This is a genomic window from Nocardiopsis sp. CNS-639 (genome assembly GCF_000381685.1).
GTDB classification, from domain to species: Bacteria; Actinomycetota; Actinomycetes; order Streptosporangiales; family Streptosporangiaceae; genus Nocardiopsis; species Nocardiopsis dassonvillei.
The window spans coordinates 68,944-85,483 of sequence record NZ_KB906862.1 but is presented as its reverse complement, the minus strand read 5'-3'; the positions used below and the strand labels follow the sequence as shown (position 1 = coordinate 85,483).

General features: G+C 73.6%; 16 protein-coding genes. 6 read left to right on the top strand and 10 right to left on the bottom strand.

Annotated features, from left to right (window positions below; genetic code table 11):
* Positions 1-55 precede the first annotated feature (55 nt).
* Entirely contained in the window at positions 56-436 is a 381-nt protein-coding gene (locus tag G011_RS0115440) for a RidA family protein (protein ID WP_019609263.1), read from the top strand.
* Positions 437-504: 68 nt separating this feature from the next.
* Here G011_RS0115440 and G011_RS0115435 read toward each other — a convergent pair whose 3' ends face one another.
* Positions 505-1,161: a cyclopropane-fatty-acyl-phospholipid synthase family protein gene (locus G011_RS0115435; RefSeq protein ID WP_026338336.1), complete on the bottom strand. Its 657-nt coding sequence runs from the start codon at positions 1,159-1,161 to the stop codon at positions 505-507.
* Between the two features lie 106 nt (positions 1,162-1,267).
* On the bottom strand, positions 1,268-1,885 hold the full coding sequence (locus tag G011_RS0115430) for a TetR family transcriptional regulator (RefSeq protein WP_019609261.1): 618 nt from the start codon (positions 1,883-1,885) through the stop codon (positions 1,268-1,270).
* A gap of 194 nt (positions 1,886-2,079) precedes the next feature.
* Between G011_RS0115430 and G011_RS0115425 the strand changes: the two genes are divergently transcribed.
* Entirely contained in the window at positions 2,080-3,846 is a 1,767-nt protein-coding gene (locus G011_RS0115425; RefSeq protein WP_304412440.1) for an MDR family MFS transporter, read from the top strand.
* A 10-nt stretch (positions 3,847-3,856) separates the two neighbouring features.
* Here the strand turns inward: G011_RS0115425 and G011_RS0115420 are convergent, their stop codons facing one another.
* Together G011_RS0115420 and G011_RS0115415 are read right to left on the bottom strand one after the other, a co-directional pair.
* Positions 3,857-4,306, bottom strand: coding sequence for a GNAT family N-acetyltransferase (locus G011_RS0115420; RefSeq protein ID WP_019609259.1), 450 nt, complete (start codon positions 4,304-4,306; stop codon positions 3,857-3,859).
* Between the two features lie 200 nt (positions 4,307-4,506).
* Positions 4,507-5,703 carry an ATP synthase F0 subunit B gene (locus G011_RS0115415; RefSeq protein ID WP_019609258.1) on the bottom strand — a complete coding sequence of 399 codons (1,197 nt, stop codon included), beginning with the start codon at positions 5,701-5,703 and terminating at the stop codon, positions 4,507-4,509.
* Positions 5,704-6,100: 397 nt separating this feature from the next.
* Here G011_RS0115415 and G011_RS0115410 point away from each other — a divergent pair, with 397 nt between their 5' ends.
* The 3 genes from G011_RS0115410 (at position 6,101) to G011_RS0115400 (ending at position 8,428) form a co-directional block, all read left to right on the top strand.
* Positions 6,101-6,655 carry a gamma carbonic anhydrase family protein gene (locus tag G011_RS0115410; RefSeq protein ID WP_013156469.1) on the top strand — a complete coding sequence of 185 codons (555 nt, stop codon included), beginning with the start codon at positions 6,101-6,103 and terminating at the stop codon, positions 6,653-6,655.
* 271 nt (positions 6,656-6,926) lie between these two features.
* A complete protein-coding gene (locus G011_RS0115405) occupies positions 6,927-7,379 on the top strand; it encodes a hypothetical protein (protein ID WP_019609257.1) in 453 nt (150 codons plus the stop codon).
* Between the two features lie 278 nt (positions 7,380-7,657).
* Entirely contained in the window at positions 7,658-8,428 is a 771-nt protein-coding gene (locus tag G011_RS0115400) for a hypothetical protein (protein ID WP_019609256.1), read from the top strand.
* A gap of 9 nt (positions 8,429-8,437) precedes the next feature.
* Here G011_RS0115400 and G011_RS0115395 read toward each other — a convergent pair whose 3' ends face one another.
* The 6 genes from G011_RS0115395 to G011_RS0115370 form a co-directional block, all read right to left on the bottom strand.
* Positions 8,438-9,652: a sensor histidine kinase gene (locus tag G011_RS0115395; RefSeq protein WP_019609255.1), complete on the bottom strand. Its 1,215-nt coding sequence runs from the start codon at positions 9,650-9,652 to the stop codon at positions 8,438-8,440.
* On the bottom strand, positions 9,649-10,953 hold the full coding sequence (locus G011_RS0115390) for a sensor histidine kinase (protein ID WP_019609254.1): 1,305 nt from the start codon (positions 10,951-10,953) through the stop codon (positions 9,649-9,651). The genes G011_RS0115395 and G011_RS0115390 overlap by 4 nt, the downstream gene beginning before the upstream one ends.
* Positions 10,954-11,159: 206 nt before the next feature.
* On the bottom strand, positions 11,160-12,011 hold the full coding sequence (locus tag G011_RS0115385; protein WP_019609253.1) for an ABC transporter permease: 852 nt from the start codon (positions 12,009-12,011) through the stop codon (positions 11,160-11,162).
* 60 nt (positions 12,012-12,071) lie between these two features.
* Positions 12,072-13,064, bottom strand: coding sequence for an ABC transporter ATP-binding protein (locus G011_RS0115380; RefSeq protein ID WP_026338335.1), 993 nt, complete (start codon positions 13,062-13,064; stop codon positions 12,072-12,074).
* A 177-nt stretch (positions 13,065-13,241) separates the two neighbouring features.
* Positions 13,242-14,006: a DUF2470 domain-containing protein gene (locus G011_RS0115375; protein ID WP_026338334.1), complete on the bottom strand. Its 765-nt coding sequence runs from the start codon at positions 14,004-14,006 to the stop codon at positions 13,242-13,244.
* A gap of 363 nt (positions 14,007-14,369) precedes the next feature.
* Positions 14,370-14,978: a TetR/AcrR family transcriptional regulator gene (locus G011_RS0115370; protein ID WP_013156461.1), complete on the bottom strand. Its 609-nt coding sequence runs from the start codon at positions 14,976-14,978 to the stop codon at positions 14,370-14,372.
* 74 nt (positions 14,979-15,052) lie between these two features.
* Between G011_RS0115370 and G011_RS0115365 the strand changes: the two genes are divergently transcribed.
* Positions 15,053-16,342, top strand: coding sequence for an alpha/beta hydrolase (locus G011_RS0115365; protein WP_019609250.1), 1,290 nt, complete (start codon positions 15,053-15,055; stop codon positions 16,340-16,342).
* Positions 16,343-16,540: the final 198 nt, after the last annotated feature.

Below are 16,540 nucleotides of genomic sequence, written 5' to 3'. Positions count from 1 at the left end.
ACGAGCACCGGCGCGCGCACGCGCCGCCGGAGCAGACCAGCGAAGGAGTCCACGGATGTCCAAGAAGGCGGTCCGCACCGAAAACGCCCCCGCTCCGGCCGGGGCGTACAGCCAGGGAGTGGTCGCGGGCGGGTTCCTGTACACCGCGGGCTTCGGCCCGCAGGAGCCCGAGACCGGCCGCGTGGCCCCGACCGTGGGCGAGCAGACCGCCCAGGTTCTGGCCAACATCTCCGCCGTGCTCGCCGAGCACGGCCTGACGCTGGACGACGTCGTGAAGGCGACCGTCCACCTGGAGAACCTCAAGGCGGACTTCCCGGAGTTCAACGCCGTGTACGAGGAGCACTTCAGCGCCCCCTACCCCGTGCGCACCACCGTGGGTTCGGACCTGGCGAACATCCTCGTGGAGATCGACGTGGTGGCCAAGCTCCGGGACTGAGCCCCGCCCGGTCGGCCGGGGCCCGCGCGGGCCCCGGCCGACCGCCGGACGCCGCGGGCCGGTTCCGGTCAGGCCTCGCGGCGGGCGCGGACCACCAGGTCGTGGACGGTGTGGGTCTCCCCGTCCAGGACGGCCGTCCCCGAGCGGACCTCGTCGGCGAGCACGGTCCACTCCTCCCGGGGCAGGGCCGCCGCCACCTCGTCGCCCGTGTAGAACAGGTCCGGGTCCGGCGGGCGGGGCACGCCCCCCTCCAGGTCCCGGGGGTGGTGCGCGACGACCAGGAGTTCTCCCCCAGGCGCGACCGCCGAGGCCAGCGCGGCGAAGAACCGTGCGCGCCAGCGCTCGCGCAGGTGCATGAACTGCGAGGTCACCAGCTCGAACGCGTCTTTGTCCGGGGACCAGCGGGTCACGTCCGCCCGCTTCCAGGTGATGCGCCCGGGCACCTCCCCGCCCCGCTCGCGGGCGTGGGCGGCGCCCCTGTCCAGCGCCACGGTCGAGATGTCGAGCGCGGTCACCCGCCAGCCGCGTTCGGCCAGCCAGATCGCGTCGGCGCCCTCGCCGCTGCCCACGTCCAGCGCCCGTCCGGGTTCGAGGTCGGCCGCCTCGGCCACCAGGTGGCGGTTGGGCCTGCCGCTCCAGATCCGTTCCTGTGAGCGGTAGCGCTCGTTCCAGAAGTCCTCGCCCATCTCCTCGGGCAGGGAGTCCGCCGCGTGTTCACCGGTCATGTCGACCACCTCCGCGCCCCACTCTCCACTCGCGGTCCGCGGGGCGCGACGTTCTTTGCCGTCCCGGCAAAACGTGTCGCCCCCGGGTGGACGGGCCCGCCGGTGGTCACCGGCTGGTCGGCGCGTCCCCGTCGTCCTCGGCGAAGTCGTCCATGCACAGGTCCAGCAGCGCCTGGATCCGGTCCGTGAGCCGGTCGCGGTCGAGCGCGCGCAGCGCCGTGGCCCCCTCGACCACGCGCACCCGGGTCAGCCCCAGCATCACGGCCGAGAGCAGCGAGGCGTGCGCCCGGCCGTCGTTCCCGCCGAGGTAGACCGTCAGCGGGTCGATCATCGCGCTGGTGATCCGCCCCTGGTAGACCGCCTGGAGGTCGGGGTCGCCCGCGGAGTCGTCCAGGGCGCGCTGGAGCGCGGTGGCCTCGCCGTGCAGGCGGCTCACCGCGTGCTCGGCCAGGCGCCGGGTGAGGGTGGCGGTTTCGCCCTCGATCAGCCCCGGGAAGACGCCGTCCTCGCGCAGGAGTTCGGTCAGCAGTCCGCTCTTGGCGCCGAAGTAGCGGTTGATGAGCGCGACGTTGACCCCCGCGTGCGCGGCGATCATCCTCGACGACACCGAACCGTAGCCCTCGTTGGTGAACAGCTCCTTGGCGCTGGCCAGAATGCGGGCTCTGGTGGCCTCCCGCCCCCTCGTCGGCCCGGGGCCGCCTCCGGTTTCCTCCGGACGGTCCATCTGCGTACCCCTTGGCGGCTGCGATCTGGCGGTCAGTACTCCAGGTTGACACTTCCGGAGAACCGACGCATACCGAAACGTGCGGAGAGATATGGATTTGACAGGTCAACAGTGTTTACATATACCTGAGGACAGGACGACGCCCCCGGCAGCACGCCGCGGGGCCTTTTGTGCGTCCGTGATCGGGGGCTTGTATGGAACAGTCGTTGCGTGGAGGAGCCGGAGCCGGGGACACTCCCCCGGGCGTCGAACCCCGAGCGGTCGCGCGGACGCGGACCTGCGATGATCCCCTCACCGAAACACCGCTGACGGACTCCCCGCCCGGGAAGGTCCCGTCCGGGGACGCCTCCGCGACGGACGTCCCGGCCGTCTCCGCCGCCGACGAGGCCCCCGAACTGCCCTCGCGCCGCGTGGTGCGCCGCATCATGGTCGGCCTGGTCCTGGCCATGCTCACCTCGATGCTCACCAACTCCATCGTGGGCACCGCCCTGCCGACGATCATGGGGGAGCTGGGCGGCCAGGACCGCCTGGCCTGGGTCGCCACGGCCGCCCTGCTCACGATGACGGCCTCCACCCCCGTGTGGGGCAAGCTCTCCGACGTCTGGGGGCGCAAGCTCCTCTTCCAGCTGGCCCTGGGCATCTTCATCGTGGCCTCGGTCGCCGCGGGCCTGGCGCAGGACATCAACTGGCTGATCGCGGCCCGCGCCCTCCAGGGGCTGGGTGTCGGCGGGCTGGCCACACTGCCCAACATCATCCTGGGAGACGTGGTCCCGCCCCGCGAGCGCGGCCGCTACAGCGGACTCATCGGCATGGTGTTCGGGGTGTCCACCGTGCTGGGGCCGCTGGTGGGCGGGTTCCTGGTGGACAGTCCGCTCGGCTGGCGGTGGTGCTTCCTCATCACCGTGCCGCTGGCCCTGTTCGCCTTCGTCGTCATCCAGTTCATGTTCACCATGCCCTTCGTCCCCCGCCGCGACGCGCCGGTGGACTGGCTGGGCGCCGGGCTGATCTTCAGCGCCGCGAGCACCGTGATCGTGCTGCTCAGCCTGGGCGGCACACAGTTCCCGTGGAACTCGCCGCTGTCCTACGCCCTGGGCGCCGGGGCCCTCCTGCTCACGGCCGCGGCCGTGGTGGTCGAGCGGCGGGCGCGGGAGCCGATCATCCCGGCACGCCTGTTCGGCGACCGGACGTTCGTACTGTCCTCGCTCGGGTCGGCCTGCGTCGGGATGATGATGTTCGGCCTGATCATCTACATGCCGCAGTACCTCCAGATGGTGCACGGCATGACGCCGACCGTGTCGGGCCTGATGACGCTGCCGCTGGTGGCGTCGTTCCTGCTCACCTCGATCGGCTCCGGCTACGCGGTGGGCGGCAGCGGCCGCTGGAAGGCCTACCCGGTCGCGGGCATGGCCCTGTGCCTGTTCGGGTTCGCCGCCCTCAGCCTGGCCTACCTGGACACCGGCCTGACCACGGTGGTCGCGGGCCAGATGATGGTCGGCCTGGGTCTGGGCCTGTGCATGCAGATCCTGCTGCTGGCGACGCAGAGCGCCCTGCCCCTGTCGGACATGGCCACGGGCACGGCCTCCGTCGTGTTCTTCCGCAACCTGGGCGGCGCCACCGGCGTGGCCGCGTTCGGCGCGGTGATGGTCGGACGGCTCAACGGCGAACTGGCCCAGGCGTCGGCCGACGCGCGGGCCCAGGTCGCGGCGGACGCCGCGGCCGGGACCGACTCGGGCGCGCGGGAACTGTCGGTCGGCCTGTCGGAGGCGGCCGAGGCCGCGCAGGGCTCCCCCGAACTGGTGCACTCGCTGCCGGAGCCGGTCCGCGAGGTGGTCGTGGGCGCCTTCGACCACGCCATGCAGGGCGTGTTCCTGGCGGGGATCCCGATCGCCGTGATCGGGCTGGTCACCGTGGTGTTCATGCGGGGTGTGCCGCTGAGCGGGGGCTCGGCGGCCAAGCGCTGACGCCCGCGGGTCACAGGTAGCGGCGGAAGCCCTCGGCGGAGCTGTCGAAGCCCAGCGCGGTGTGGAACCGGTGGACGTCCTGGCCGTTCTCGTGCGCCAGCAGCTCCACCTTGTAGCACCCGGCCCGCGTGGCGCGGTCGAGCGCGTCCTCCATGAGCGCCCGGCCGATGCCCCGGCCCCGGGCCAGGGGGTCGACCACGAGGTTGTCCACCACGGCCCAGGGCTGGGCGTCGTGGGTCAGGTTGGCCACGACGAGCAGGTCCAGGGTGCCGATGATCTGGCCGCGCTGCTCGGCGACGAGGATCGTGCGGTCGGGGTCGTTCTCCATCCGCGTCCAGGCGCGTACGGCGGCGGAGGACATGCGAACGTGCGCGCTCTGCGCGTGGGTGGTGTCGCCGAGTTCCCTGAGAAGACGCAGAATCGCACCGAGGTCCGACCGGATGGCCGCGCGGATAATCATGGCTGTCGGCATCGTAGCCGACAGCCTGCGACAAGGCGGACGTCACCCTACATCGGGCCACAAAACGCCGGGGGCGGGGACGTGGTCCCCACCCCCGGATCGCGTTCCGGACCGGTGCGCCGCGAGGGCTCGCCGCGGGCCCGGAGAGGACTGGCCGGAGAGGGCTCCCCGGGCGTTCCCGTCCGGGCGGAACCGCGGGGTCAGGGCTTGCGGATGACCCGGACGCCGTCCTCGCCCTTGGGCGGCTGGTTGTGGCCGGACTCCGGGTGGCGGTAGATACCGGTGATGCCCGGATCGCCGCCCTGCTCCTGGCCCTTCTGGCCCTGCTGCGGACCGGACTGCGGCTGCTGCGGACCCGCCTGGCCCTGCTGCGGGCCGGGCTGCGGCTTCTGGTCGCCCTCGGGGGCGGGACCGGTGAAGCGGGCGCCCTGCGGGGGGCGGGGAGCGGACTGGGCCTGGTCCTTCGGGGAGGAGTTCCCCGCCTGGTCCTGGCCGGTCTGCTCCGGCTTGGCCACCGGCCTGATGCGCACGGTCGCCTCGTCCGGCTGCTGCTGGAGCGGAGGCAGCTTGGTGGTGGCCTCGTCCTTGTCCCCGGGCGCGGCCGGGGCCGGCTTGGCCGGAGCGGGCGCGGCCGCCTCGGGGCGGGGCTGGGGCCGGGAGGGCTCCGCGGCGCGCTCGGGGGCCTTGGCCGCCGCGGCGGGCTTGGCCGGGGCCGGCTTGGCCGGGGCGGACGCGGCGGCCACCTCGTCGCGGGAGAGCCCGCTCTCCAGTGCGCCCGCCTTGTCCTCGGCCGCGACCAGGTCGGCCAGGGTCGAGTGCATGTCCTTGAGGCGGCGCAGCGCCTCGGCGTGCGTGGCGGTGAGGGTGGCGAGCCTGCGGTCCGCGGTGTCGTGGATCTTCTTCGCGCGCGCCTCGGCCTCGTTCAGGCGGCGCTCGCCCTCCTGCTTGGCCTGCTCCCGGAGCTGGTCGGACTCCTTCTTGGCGCTGTCGACCATCGAGTGGGCCTCCGAGCGCGCGGAGGACAGGATCCGCTCGGCGTGCTCCTCGGCGTCCTTGCGGTACTTGGCGATCTCGTCCTGGGCCTTCTTCTCGGCCTCCTTCACCTCGGACTCGACCTTGGAGCGGCGCTCCTGGGCCTCCTCCTCGGCGATGCGCAGGATCTCGGCCATGCGCTCGCTGATCTGCTCGTGCTCCGGCTTGACCTGCGCCTTCTCGCGGGCGATGGCGAGGTCGCGCTTGTACTGCTCCAGCTCGTCGTCCAGCCGCTGGAGGCGCTCGCGCAGACTCTTGACCTGGTTGTCCGTCCGCACGAAGTAGTCGTCGACGTGCGCCTTGTCATAGCCGCCCTTGCGCACCGTCGGAAACCTGTCCTGCTGGAGTCCGCCGCCCGGCAACATATCGCTCATGTGCCCTTCATGTCCTTACACCGTTGTGACTGTACGACGCAGAAGGTGCGAGTTGACCCGTACCCATTGTCACCACGACACCTGACCGGTCTCGTTAGCGACATACGCCCGATAGTGCCCTTTTCTGCATACCGGCTCGACCGCCTGGGGGCACCGGTCGGGAGCGGAGCGTAACGCCGTGGACACCGTCCAGGCGACCAAGGTAGACACGCGCGGCGCGGCCGCGTCAAGATCCCCGACCGGACATCGCCGTGCGGACCCCGGTCACGTTCTTACTAAGGTATGCGCGATCATCCCCGTACGGGGGCAGAGCGGTCAACTTCCCGCTGATCCGCCCCCTCCCGGGGGAGACGGACACGGCGGTACGAGACGCAGGGAGGGCCACGAGATGGACAACGGCCGCACGGAAGGCGGGCCCGCGGGGCCCCGCGTGGGCGGAGCGGACTTCGGACGACCGGAGGTCCACCCGAGCGCGTGGATCGCGCCCGGCGCGGTGGTGGTCGGCCGCGTGCGCCTGGGCGCCCGGAGCAGCGTGTGGTACGGGTCGGTGCTGCGCGCCGACACCGAGGACGTCGTCGTCGGTGACCGGGTCAACATCCAGGACCAGTGCGGCCTGCACTCCGACCCCGGTGAGCCCGTGATCCTGCACGACGACGTGAGCCTGGGCCACAAGGCGATGGTGCACGGCGCGGTCGTGGAGGAGGGCGCGCTCATCGGCATCGGCGCCATCGTGCTGGGCGGCGCCCGCGTCGGCCGGGGCGCCCTGGTCGCGGCGGGCTCCCTCGTGCCGCCGGGCAAGACCGTCCCGCCGGACACGCTGTGGGCGGGGGTGCCCGGCAAGGTGGTGCGGGAGCTCAACGACAACGACCGGCTGGTGCTCCAGCACACTCCGGCCCACTACGCGGCGCTCGCCGCCCAGCACCAGGACGTCACCTGGGCCTAGCGTCACGCCGGGTGGGGACGAAAGTCGTACCCGGGGCACCCGGCGCGGTGGTCCGAAAGCACCGCGCCCGCCCAGGTGGGGCCCCCTCCTGGCTAACCCGGGTGACTCCGCCGCCTGGTCCTCACGGGTCATGCGCACCGGCCCGCCCTGCGCGTAGCCTGGTACTCCTCACGTCCGCGTGGGTCCGGATCCGTCGCACCCGTACCCACGGCACTCCGGCGCGGGGTGTCCCGTCCTGCCGCGACACCGTTGTCTCAGGGGGTGAGCTCACGTGAACCGCAGCCTCGACCTGCACGACCACCTCCACGACCACGTCGCGCTGGACGAGATCGAACTGTACGCCGAGGTGCTCATCGCGGTGGCCGACGCCGACCGCCCGCTCAGCCCCGAGGAGATCGACCGGGTGCTCGGGCTGTCCGGGACGCCCGCGGCCCCCGCCGGACCTGCCCGCTCCGCCAGCACGCTCCCCTGCGTCGGCCCCGGACCCGCCGACGGGACGGCACACGTCCGCGATCCCGCCCCCGAGCGGCCTCCCCGGGCGGCGGGACCCGTGCCCGGCCCCGCCCAACCGCGCGACGAGGGCCCCGGCACGCGGCGCTCATGGTCCACCGATCCGCTTCCGGCCGAGTACCGGCTGCCGCCCGCGGTGCTGCCCGCGCCCCGCGACGTGCCCGAGCCCCACATCCTGTGGTCCCCGCTGCCCCTCGCCCCCTGGCACGTCTGAGGCCGTTCGCCCCTCCCCGCCCACGGCCCGGAGGCCCAGGACGGAGCCCGGCCGCACCGGCCGGCCGCGCTGACCGACCGCCCCGCACGTCCACGTTGTCCATTCGCGCTGCCCAACCGAGCTGACCGACCGCACCGGCCGGCCGCACCGGCCGACCGCGCTGTCCGGTGGCGGCCCGATCCGGCCACGGCGGCCCGTCTCCGCGCGCCCCGGTCTGGGTAGTGCTTCTGTGGGCCCCGGCCCCCGGGAACCCCCCCAGCAGCACACAGGAGCCCCTGATGCCACCAGGACCGGACAGGCCGGACCGCGGCGACCGACACCGCGTCGGTCCGCGCCCCCGCACCGACGGCCGCGAGCCCGACAACGCCCGTCGGGTCACCCTCACCATCGCCCTCGTCGTGACCTTCGCCTTCCTGCTGGCCACCGCGGCCGGACTCGGCTGGTTCCTCTCCGACGGCGGGCCCCTGTCCGGTTCGGCTCCGGAGTCCGCCGAGGAGGGCGGTGACGCGGCCGACGGCGGCGGCGCCGGGGAGGGCGACAGCGGCGGAGGCGGCGCAGGGGACGAGGACACCCCGCGGGACCCGGCGGACGGCGGGGACACCGCCGCGGACCCCCCGGCCGGACTGGCCTACGAACTCCCCGGTGAGGAGTGGCACAGACTCGGCGACGGGGAGGTCCCCTCGGAGTACACCTCCTACGCGGTCCTCGGCCCGGCCGAGGACCCGGACGCGGTCATCGTCACCGGCACCGAGGAACTCGGTTCGGTGGAGCCGATCGCGGTGGCCGGGGTGCGACTGGCCGTGGACTTGGCCGCCGACCTGGCCGCCGAGGGCGGCGTGTGGGCCGAGCCCTCCGGGCAGACCGACGTGGACGGGCTGCCCGCCTTCGGGGCGACCATGGGCAGCGACTCGGGGGACACCTACGGCCGCTTCGTGATCGTGGAGCTGGACGACGGCCGGGGCGCGTTCATGCTCGGGGTGAACACCGCGGGCGGGGAGGGCGCCAGCGAGGACATCGACGCGGCCTTCGACTCGGTGGGCACGCGCTGAAGCGGGACGTCAGAGCGGCAGGACGGCGCGGAGCAGGAAGCCCCCCTCCGGGGTGCGGGCCGCGGAGAGGGTGCCGCCGCCCATGGCGACCCGCTCGGACAGACCGGCGAGCCCGTTGCCCGACTCCCTCCCGTCCTGGCCGCCGCCCCGGGCGCGGTCGTTGAACACCTCGACCACGAGCGTCCGGGGGCCCACGGCGCTGTCGCGGGCGAGGGTGAAGCTGATCTGGCACTCGTTGGCGTCGCTGTGCCGCAGGACGTTCGTGCCGCCCTCGCGCACCACCCAGGCGGCGAGCGCGGCGGTCCGCGGCGGCAGGTCCAGCCCCTCCAGCCCGGTGGCGACCGCCCTGGTCCCCCCCGCGTCGAGCACCGCGCGGACGGCCTCCGTCTCGCCCGCCAGGTCGACCTCCCGGTAGCCGCTGACCGCCGACCTCACCTGCTGGAGCGCCTGTCTGGCGAGCACCTGCACCTCCGCCATCTCCGCGCCCGCCCGCCCGGGGTCCCGCTCCACGAGCCGTCCGGCCAGCTGGGCCTTGACCGCGAGCGCGGAGAGGCTGTGCCCGAGCAGGTCGTGCATGTCGCGGGCGAAGCGGAGCCGCTCCTCGCTCACCGCGAGCTGGGCGCGGGCCCGCTGTCCCGCGACGGCCTCGCGGCTGATGTCCCACAGCCAGATCATGGAGAGCGAGGCCCCGGCGAACATCAGCCCGCTGAAGACCATCACCAGCCACACCAACAGGTAGAGGAGCGGCTGGAACTGCGTCTCGAACCCGTAGAACGGGACCACGAGCCAGGGCAGCGCCAGCAGGGCGGCGGTGACGTACGCGCTGCGCCTGCGCGGGGCGAGGAAGACCCCGGTCCCCCACCACGCGGCCAGGAAGAACACGGTGTTGATCGGCTCCTGGAGGCACAGGACGACCACGACGATCAGGCCGAGCGAGGTCCAGTAGGCGCGCGGGTCCGGCTTGCGCCGACCGTCCAGCCTGGCCCGGAGCATCACGATCAGCAGCACGGCGATCGGCACGGAGGCGATCACCCCGGTCAGGGAGCGCCACAGGGGCCAGTCCGAGGCCGCGGCCGTGATGACGTCCACCAGGGGCATCCCCACGACGAGCAGCGCGGTGAAGCCCACCGAGACGATGACGATGCGCCGGGCGAAGCGGACCCTGCGGTCGCCCTCCCGGTCGGAGGCCGTGTACTCGGCGGAGGGCGTGCCGTGATCGCTCAACGTGACTCCTCGGTGTGTCGGGTCCCGTCGGGCAGCGGGAGGACGGCTCTGAGCAGGAAACCGCCGTCGTGGGTACGGTTCGCCGACAGTGTGCCACCCTCCCGTACGACACGTTCGGAGAGCCCGGCCAGACCGCTGGCCGAGGCCGCGCCGTCCTCCGGGCCGCCGCGCGCCCGGTCGTTGGACACCTCGACCACCAGTGCCCTCCCCCCGTGCCCGGCTTCCCCGTCCACGGAGAAGGAGATCCGGCAGCGGCGGGCGTCGCTGTGCCGCAGGATGTTGGTGGCCCCCTCGCGCACCACCCAGGCGGCGATTCCGGCCGCGGCCGGGAACTGTTCCGGGGCCGCCGTTCCGGTGACGACGGTCTCGGTGCCGTTGGCGCGCAGGACCGCGCCGATCGACTCCACCTCCGCGGCCAGGTCCACACCCCGGTAGCCGCTGACCGCCGACCTCACCTGCTGGAGCACCCTGCGGGCCAGTTCGTGGACCTCCTCGATCTCGGCCGCGGAGCCCGCCGGATCGCTCTCCAGCAGCAGTTCGGCCCGTCTGGCCCTGACAGCGAGCGTGGTCAGGCCCTGGCCGATCACCCCCTGCATGTCCTGGGCGAACCGGAGCCGCTCCTCGCTCACCGCCAGCCGGGTGCGGGCGTGCTCCCCCTCCAGAGCCTCGTTCGTGGCCTCCCACAGGCGGAACATGGTCAGGGCGACGAACCAGATCACGAGGGTCCAGCCCACGGAGAACAGGCTGGAGAACACCAGCACGAAGAGGGGTATGTCCACCAGTGTGACGGACGGGTGCAGCCAGGGCAGCACCAGCAGGGCGAGGCCGACGAGGAGGGAACGCCTCCACGGGACGGAGAAGGCCGCCACCCCCCACCAACACGTGCAGGTGAGGAAGACGTACGGAGTGACCTGCATGAGGAGGCACGCCAGGAGGAGCAGTGCGAGCGAGCCCCAGTAGAGCCGGGGGTCGGCGATCCTCCTCCCGTCCACCCGGCTCCGGATCATGCACAGGCACAGCAGCGCGCAGAACAGGGCGACCACGGTGGACACCGCGGGAGGCCAGGTCCTGAACCCGTCCTCCGAGCCGACGGAGCGGGCCCCGGACAGAAGCAGTTCCATGAACGGCGCGAAGGGCACCATCAGCGCCAGCGAGCCCAGCGTCCACAGGATGCACCACCGCGCGAACCGGAGCCTGCGCAGGAAACGGGGGTTCGTGCCCGCGTCGGCCCCTGGAACGGGAGAGGGGACCGCCGAGTCCGCCGCCCCGTGCCCGCCGGTGAACGTGTCCTGGGAACCCACCGCTCCTCCTCTCCTCCGCCGTGGCCGACGGCTCCTCCGCGCCGCTGTGGCCGACGGCTCCTCTCCGGCCGCCGTCGGCCGCACCACAACCACCGTAGAAGCCGCGGAGCCCCTCCGAACGGTTGTCCACAGGCCTTTCCGGACCCGCGCGGGAAAAGGCCGGGGCAGGCCGTCCGCCCCGGCCTCCCCGGCGCCCCGCGCCCGCCCTACGGCTGGCGGGGGTCCCACCTGAAGTAGCGGCGCACCAGCAGGGCCAGCACCGCGATCCAGGCGAGCATGATCCCGATGGAGGGCAGGGCCGCGACCCACAGGGCGAGGTAGCCCTTCTCCTCCCCGTCCCCGAAGCCCCGGAAGGCGTCGTAGCCGGAGTAGGCGGTCTGCGCCATCTCCCCGGCGGGGACCGACGGGACGAAGCCGATGACCACGCGAGCGGTCTCCGGCAGGAACTCCAGCGGGATGAGTCCGCCGCCCACGAACAGCAGGACCAGCATGGGCAGCATCGAGATCATCTGGGCGGACTCGGCGTTGCGGACGACCGGGGTGATGAGCAGCCCCATCAGGGAGAACATGACGGAGCTGAGGACGACCGCGACGACGAGCATCAGCGGGTCCCGGGGAAGGCTGCCGAAGAAGACCAGGACCAGGGCGGCCACCACCACCGTGATCGCCAGGGAGAAGACCACCACGGCCCCGATGACGCCGCCGAAGACCGCCGACTGGGACACCCCGCTGACCCGCAGCCGCTTGAGGACCAGGGACTCCCTCCGCGCGGTGAACACGTTGGAGGGGTGGCCGACGCCCAGGATGAGCCCGATGGAGCCGATGGTGGCGACCATGGCCATCTGTCCCATCCCGAAGCCGGGGACGACCTCGTCGTCGGGGAGGTTCGTGGTCATGAAGGCGAAGAAGAGCGGCAGGGCCAGGTACATCCAGGCGGTCTTGTACCGGGCGAACAGGGTGAACTCGGTCCGGGCCAGGCGGACGGCCTGCCTGGTCCAGCTGACGGTGGGCCGGGCGCCGGTGGCGCCAGTGGCGGGGGCGGCGGTGTTCGCGGTCATCGCGGTGTCTCCTCGAAGGACTGTGCGGGGCAGGGGGGGCACGGAGCGCTGCGGCGCGCGTCAGACCAGGTCGGCGGCGCCGTCGGCGACCCGGAGGAACACGTCCTCCAGGGAGGCGCTGCGCACCTGGAGGCTGCGCAGGACGGTGCCGTTCTCCACGGCCCAGGACACGAGCGCGGCCACCGCGTGGTGCGCCCTCTCCTCGACGTCCCCCCGCGTGACCGTGTAGGTGGCCCACAGCGCCTGGCCGCGCGTCTCCACGGAGACGTCCGCGCCCTCGACGCGGGGCAGGTCGGCGGTGCGCACGTTCGGGGGCAGCACGAAGCTCACCCGGTCGCCCCAGCCCGCGAGGACCTCCTGGATCGTCCCCTCCACGCGGACCTCGCCGCGGTGCATGATCGCCAGCCGGTCGGCGAGCCGCTCGGCCTCCTCCAGGTAGTGGGTCGTGAGCAGGACCGCCACGCCCTCCCGTTTGAGGTCGTTGACGATGCGCCAGGTCTCGATGCGGCCCTCGGCGTCCATGCCGGTGGTGGGCTCGTCCAGGTACAGGACCTCGGGCCTGGTCAGCAGGGCCAGCGCCAGGTCCAGGCGGCGCTTCTGCCCCCCGGACAGCTGGCGGACCGCGACCCCGCGCTTGTCGGCGAGGCCGACCAGCTCCAGCGTCTCGTCCGTGTCCCTGGGCGTGGCTGCGAGGTCGCGGGCCAGGTGCAGGGTCTCGGCGACGCTCAGGTCCTCCAGCAGGCCGCTGCCCTGGAGGACGGCGTTGGTGCGCTCCCGGACTCCGGCGGGCTGGCCGTAGGGGTCGAGGCCGAAGACCCGGACACTGCCGGAGCTGGGGCGGCGGAAGCCCTCCATCGTCTCGATGGTGGTGGTCTTGCCCGCGCCGTTGGTCCCGAGGAGGGCGAAGAGCTCGCCGGGGTGGATCTCGAAGGAGACCCCCTTGACCGCCTCGAAGTCGCCGTAGTGCTGGTGGAGGTCGCGGACGACCACCGCCGGGCCGGTGGCGTCCTGTCGGCCGGGGCCGGTCGCTGCGGTGCTCGCTGTCGTCGTCATGTACCCAGGTTCCCGCGGAGCGGCCCACGCGGAACAGACGCCGTTATCACCGGCCGCACGGGGGAACCTACCGGCGCGCGCACTGACAAATGTCATCGGGCCGGCGCGGCGGCCGCTGGTGCGCGGTCGTGGCCGCGCCCTCGGACCCCTCGGCCGCGCCCGCCTTCCGACGACCGCTCATCCGCGGTCGTAGCCCTGGGGGACGGGGTGTCCGGCCAGCCGGTGCACCTGGACGGCGACGTCGTCGGGGGTGCGCGCCGGGCGGGTGAAGGGCAGGTGCACGTCCTGGTGGCCCAGCGCGGTCTCCACCCGCAGCCGCAGCCCGAGGCGGTCCACGCCCAGGGGCCTGGGCCGGCCTCCGCGCGCGGCGCCGGGAGCGGCGGCCAGCAGGTCGCCCACCAGGTCCGGATGGTCCTCGTCGAGGTGGCGCAGCCAGGGCGCCTCCCAGAGGCAGAACGGGTCGGGGCGCGCTGCGGCCAGTTCGGCCGGATCGAGCACGTGGGCCCCGTCGTGGTCGGACTGGACCACCAGGGCGGTGCGCAGGACCACCATCGTCAGGCCGTGCCCGATCTCCAGCAGCCGGTCGTCGGTGGCGGCCTCGGGCAGCCGGGCCGCGCGGACGCGGGCGTGGGCGTGCTCCAGGGCCTCCACGGCGCCGCTCACCCACAGCACCGCCCGCACCCTGTCGCGCATCAGCACGGGTGACAGGTCGGTGAACTCCGCCATCACCACGGGGCCCCTGGGTCGGGGGTCCGTGAGCGGGTGGCCGTCGGGCAGCAGGAGGCTCACGGCGCCGTCGGCGTGCACGTGGCAGGGGGCTTCCTCCAGGTGCACGGTCCCCGCCTCGCCGAACCGGTCCGAGGCCGCCGCCACGGTCACCGGACCGCCGCGGGCCAGGGTGGAACGGGCGCGATCGGCAGGAGGAGGAACGGGGGCGTTCACGGGCGACCACCTCGAATAGAAGACAGTCAGGTAAGGCTAACCTAAATCACCCTTCCCTGGAAGTCCCTCCCCCGCACCGCGTCCACGGGGGCGGTACCGGTGCGGGCGGTGGCCGGGGCCGCGATCGCCGCCCCGCACCGCGCTCACCGGGGCGGTACGGCCGCGCGAAGGGAAGAGGGAAACGGCCCTGAGCGACCACGAGGCCATCGCGGTGGCGCTGCCGACGGGGCCGCACCGCACACGGGAGGCGGCCGCAGGAGCCTCCACCTTCCCGGCGCCCCCGCCCCCGCGGGCCGTCCCGACTGGCGCCCGCACCGACGGCGCGGACGTTCCCCGCACGGGACGCCTGCCCGTACGGGACGTCTACCCGCGTGTGACCGCCGCGACCGCCGCCTCCACCGCGGCGCGCTGGGCGTCCAGCGGGGAGCCCGGGGGCTGGCGGACGGCGCTGAGCCAGATCCCGTCCACGAGGACCAGCAGGAGTTCCACCAGGGCGTCCGGGTCCTGCCCGGGGGCCAGTTCCCCCTGCTCGCCCGCCCAGCCGACGGCGGCGCGCAGAGCGGCGCGGGCCCGGACGTCGAACCCGGCCAGGACCTCCGCGAACTCGGCGTCCACGGCCGCGCGGGCGTAGAACGCCGACCAGACGCGGGCCTCGGCCAGGCGCTCGTCGTCGGTCGGCAGCAGGTCGGTGAGCACCTGCCGCAGCCCCTCGGCGAAGGACAGCAGCCCCGGGCCGATCCGCACCCGGGCGAGCCGCGCGGCGACCGCGTCGACGACCTCGTGCATGGCGAAGAGGAGAAGCGCCTCCTTGGTCCCGAAGTCGCGCTGGACGGCTCCGACGGAGAGTCCGGCCTCGGCCGCCACGGTGCGGATGCTGACGCTCTCCAGGCCCTCGCGGGCGGCGATCCGGTGCAGGGCGGCGGCCACCTGTCGGCGGCGTCCGTCCTTGTCCACGTACCTGGGCACGGCCACATTCTGACACACCCCCCGTTCTGATACGTTCGTATCGATACGGACGTATCGAAAGAGTTCTCGAAGGGGAGACCATGGACCGACGGAACCGCGCCGCCGCGGCCGCCCGCTGGCTGGCGACCGCCCTCGCGGGCACGACCGCGCTTGTCGGCGCGGGCGCCGCCGCGCTCGTCCTGCTGCCGCCGCCCTCCTGGGACGCGTGGCAGTACGGACTGCTGGTACTGGAGTTCAGCCTGGTGTTCGCCACCCTGGCCGTCGTCGGCCTGGTCCCGGCCCTGTTCGCGGCGGGGAGGCCGCGCCTCCGCGAGGGCACCGGGCGGCGTCCGGACGCGGGAAGCAGGGGAGCGGTGTGGCGTCGGCGCCTCGCCGCGGCGGCCGCCACGGCCAACGGCGCGGTACTGGTCGCCGCGCTCGTCCCGCCCGGGACGATCTGGTCCACCGCACACGCGGAGGGAGCCCGGCTCGACCTCGGCGAGTACGCCGCCGGACTCGCCACCAGCGCCGACCGCGCACCCGAGACCCGCGTCTACCTGCGCACCGGCGAGTCGGCGGTCGGGGACGCCTCCGACCCGCAGGACCTGGAACTGGACGTGTGGGAGCCCGAGCGGCGGCGGGGGGACGCCCCGCCACCGATCGTGGTGAACGTCCACGGAGGCGCGGACGACCTGCCGCAGAGCCTCCTGCCCCGCTGGGACGTGTGGCTGGCCGACAACGGGCACGTGGTGTTCGACGTCGACTACCGCTACTTCCCCGACGGCGACTGGTCGGTGCCGGTCTCCGACGTCAAGTGCGCGATCGGCTGGGCCCGCGAGCACGCCGCGGAGTACGGGGCCGACCCCGGCCGGATCGCCGTCACCGGCCAGTCGGCGGGCGGCCTGCTCGCCCTCCTGGCCGCGTACAGCTCGGACGAGGAGATCCCCCCGAGCTGCGACGTGCCCGACACCGGCGTCGACGCGGTCGTGGCCTGGTACGCGGTGGCCGACGGTACCGCCGAGGCGCCCGAGCTGCCCTGGCGCCAGCGCAACTCCCCGATGGGCGGCGACCTCCTGGAGGAGAGCGAGCGCCTGATGGGCGGCTCCGTGGCGGAGCTGCCCGAGGAGTACGCGATGAGCTCGCCCATCACGTACGTCTCGCCGGAGGTTCCGCCCACGATGCTGATCACGCCCGGCCACGACCTGTTCGTGGGCCCGGAGGACAACCGCCGCCTCGCCGCCCGGCTCGACGCGGCCGGGGTCCCGCACCGGCACCTGGAGATCCCCTGGGCGGAGCACATGTTCGACCTCAACTGGGGAGGGTTCGCCAGCCAGGTCACCCGGCACGGCCTGGACGGGTTCCTCGACGAACACCTCGCCGCCTCGCCGTGAGCGGTTCCGCCTCCGGCCCGGAAGTGCCCCTGCCCCGGCCATGAGCGGCGCCGCCTCGGCCCTGTGAACGGCTCTGCCCCCGGTCGCTGAACGGCTCCTCGCCGTCAGCGGTTCCGGCCATCCCCGCGAGCCGTCACGGTCCGGAGCGCGCGGTCGGGACACGGAGTCCCGGGCACGGTGCCGCGCCGGACCGCCGGT

Excerpts from the sequence above, each read along its gene's own strand:
- G011_RS0115440 (WP_019609263.1), top strand. The coding sequence starts at position 56 with ATGTCCAAGAAGGCGGTCCGCACCGAAAACGCCCCCGCTCCGGCCGGG.
- G011_RS0115435 (WP_026338336.1), bottom strand. The coding sequence starts at position 1,161 with ATGACCGGTGAACACGCGGCGGACTCCCTGCCCGAGGAGATGGGCGAG.
- G011_RS0115430 (WP_019609261.1), bottom strand. The coding sequence starts at position 1,885 with ATGGACCGTCCGGAGGAAACCGGAGGCGGCCCCGGGCCGACGAGGGGG.
- G011_RS0115425 (WP_304412440.1), top strand. The coding sequence starts at position 2,080 with ATGGAACAGTCGTTGCGTGGAGGAGCCGGAGCCGGGGACACTCCCCCG.
- G011_RS0115420 (WP_019609259.1), bottom strand. The coding sequence starts at position 4,306 with ATGATTATCCGCGCGGCCATCCGGTCGGACCTCGGTGCGATTCTGCGT.
- G011_RS0115415 (WP_019609258.1), bottom strand. The coding sequence starts at position 5,703 with ATGTTGCCGGGCGGCGGACTCCAGCAGGACAGGTTTCCGACGGTGCGC.
- G011_RS0115410 (WP_013156469.1), top strand. The coding sequence starts at position 6,101 with ATGGACAACGGCCGCACGGAAGGCGGGCCCGCGGGGCCCCGCGTGGGC.
- G011_RS0115400 (WP_019609256.1), top strand. The coding sequence starts at position 7,658 with ATGCCACCAGGACCGGACAGGCCGGACCGCGGCGACCGACACCGCGTC.
- G011_RS0115385 (WP_019609253.1), bottom strand. The coding sequence starts at position 12,011 with ATGACCGCGAACACCGCCGCCCCCGCCACTGGCGCCACCGGCGCCCGG.
- G011_RS0115380 (WP_026338335.1), bottom strand. The coding sequence starts at position 13,064 with ATGACGACGACAGCGAGCACCGCAGCGACCGGCCCCGGCCGACAGGAC.
- G011_RS0115365 (WP_019609250.1), top strand. The coding sequence starts at position 15,053 with ATGGACCGACGGAACCGCGCCGCCGCGGCCGCCCGCTGGCTGGCGACC.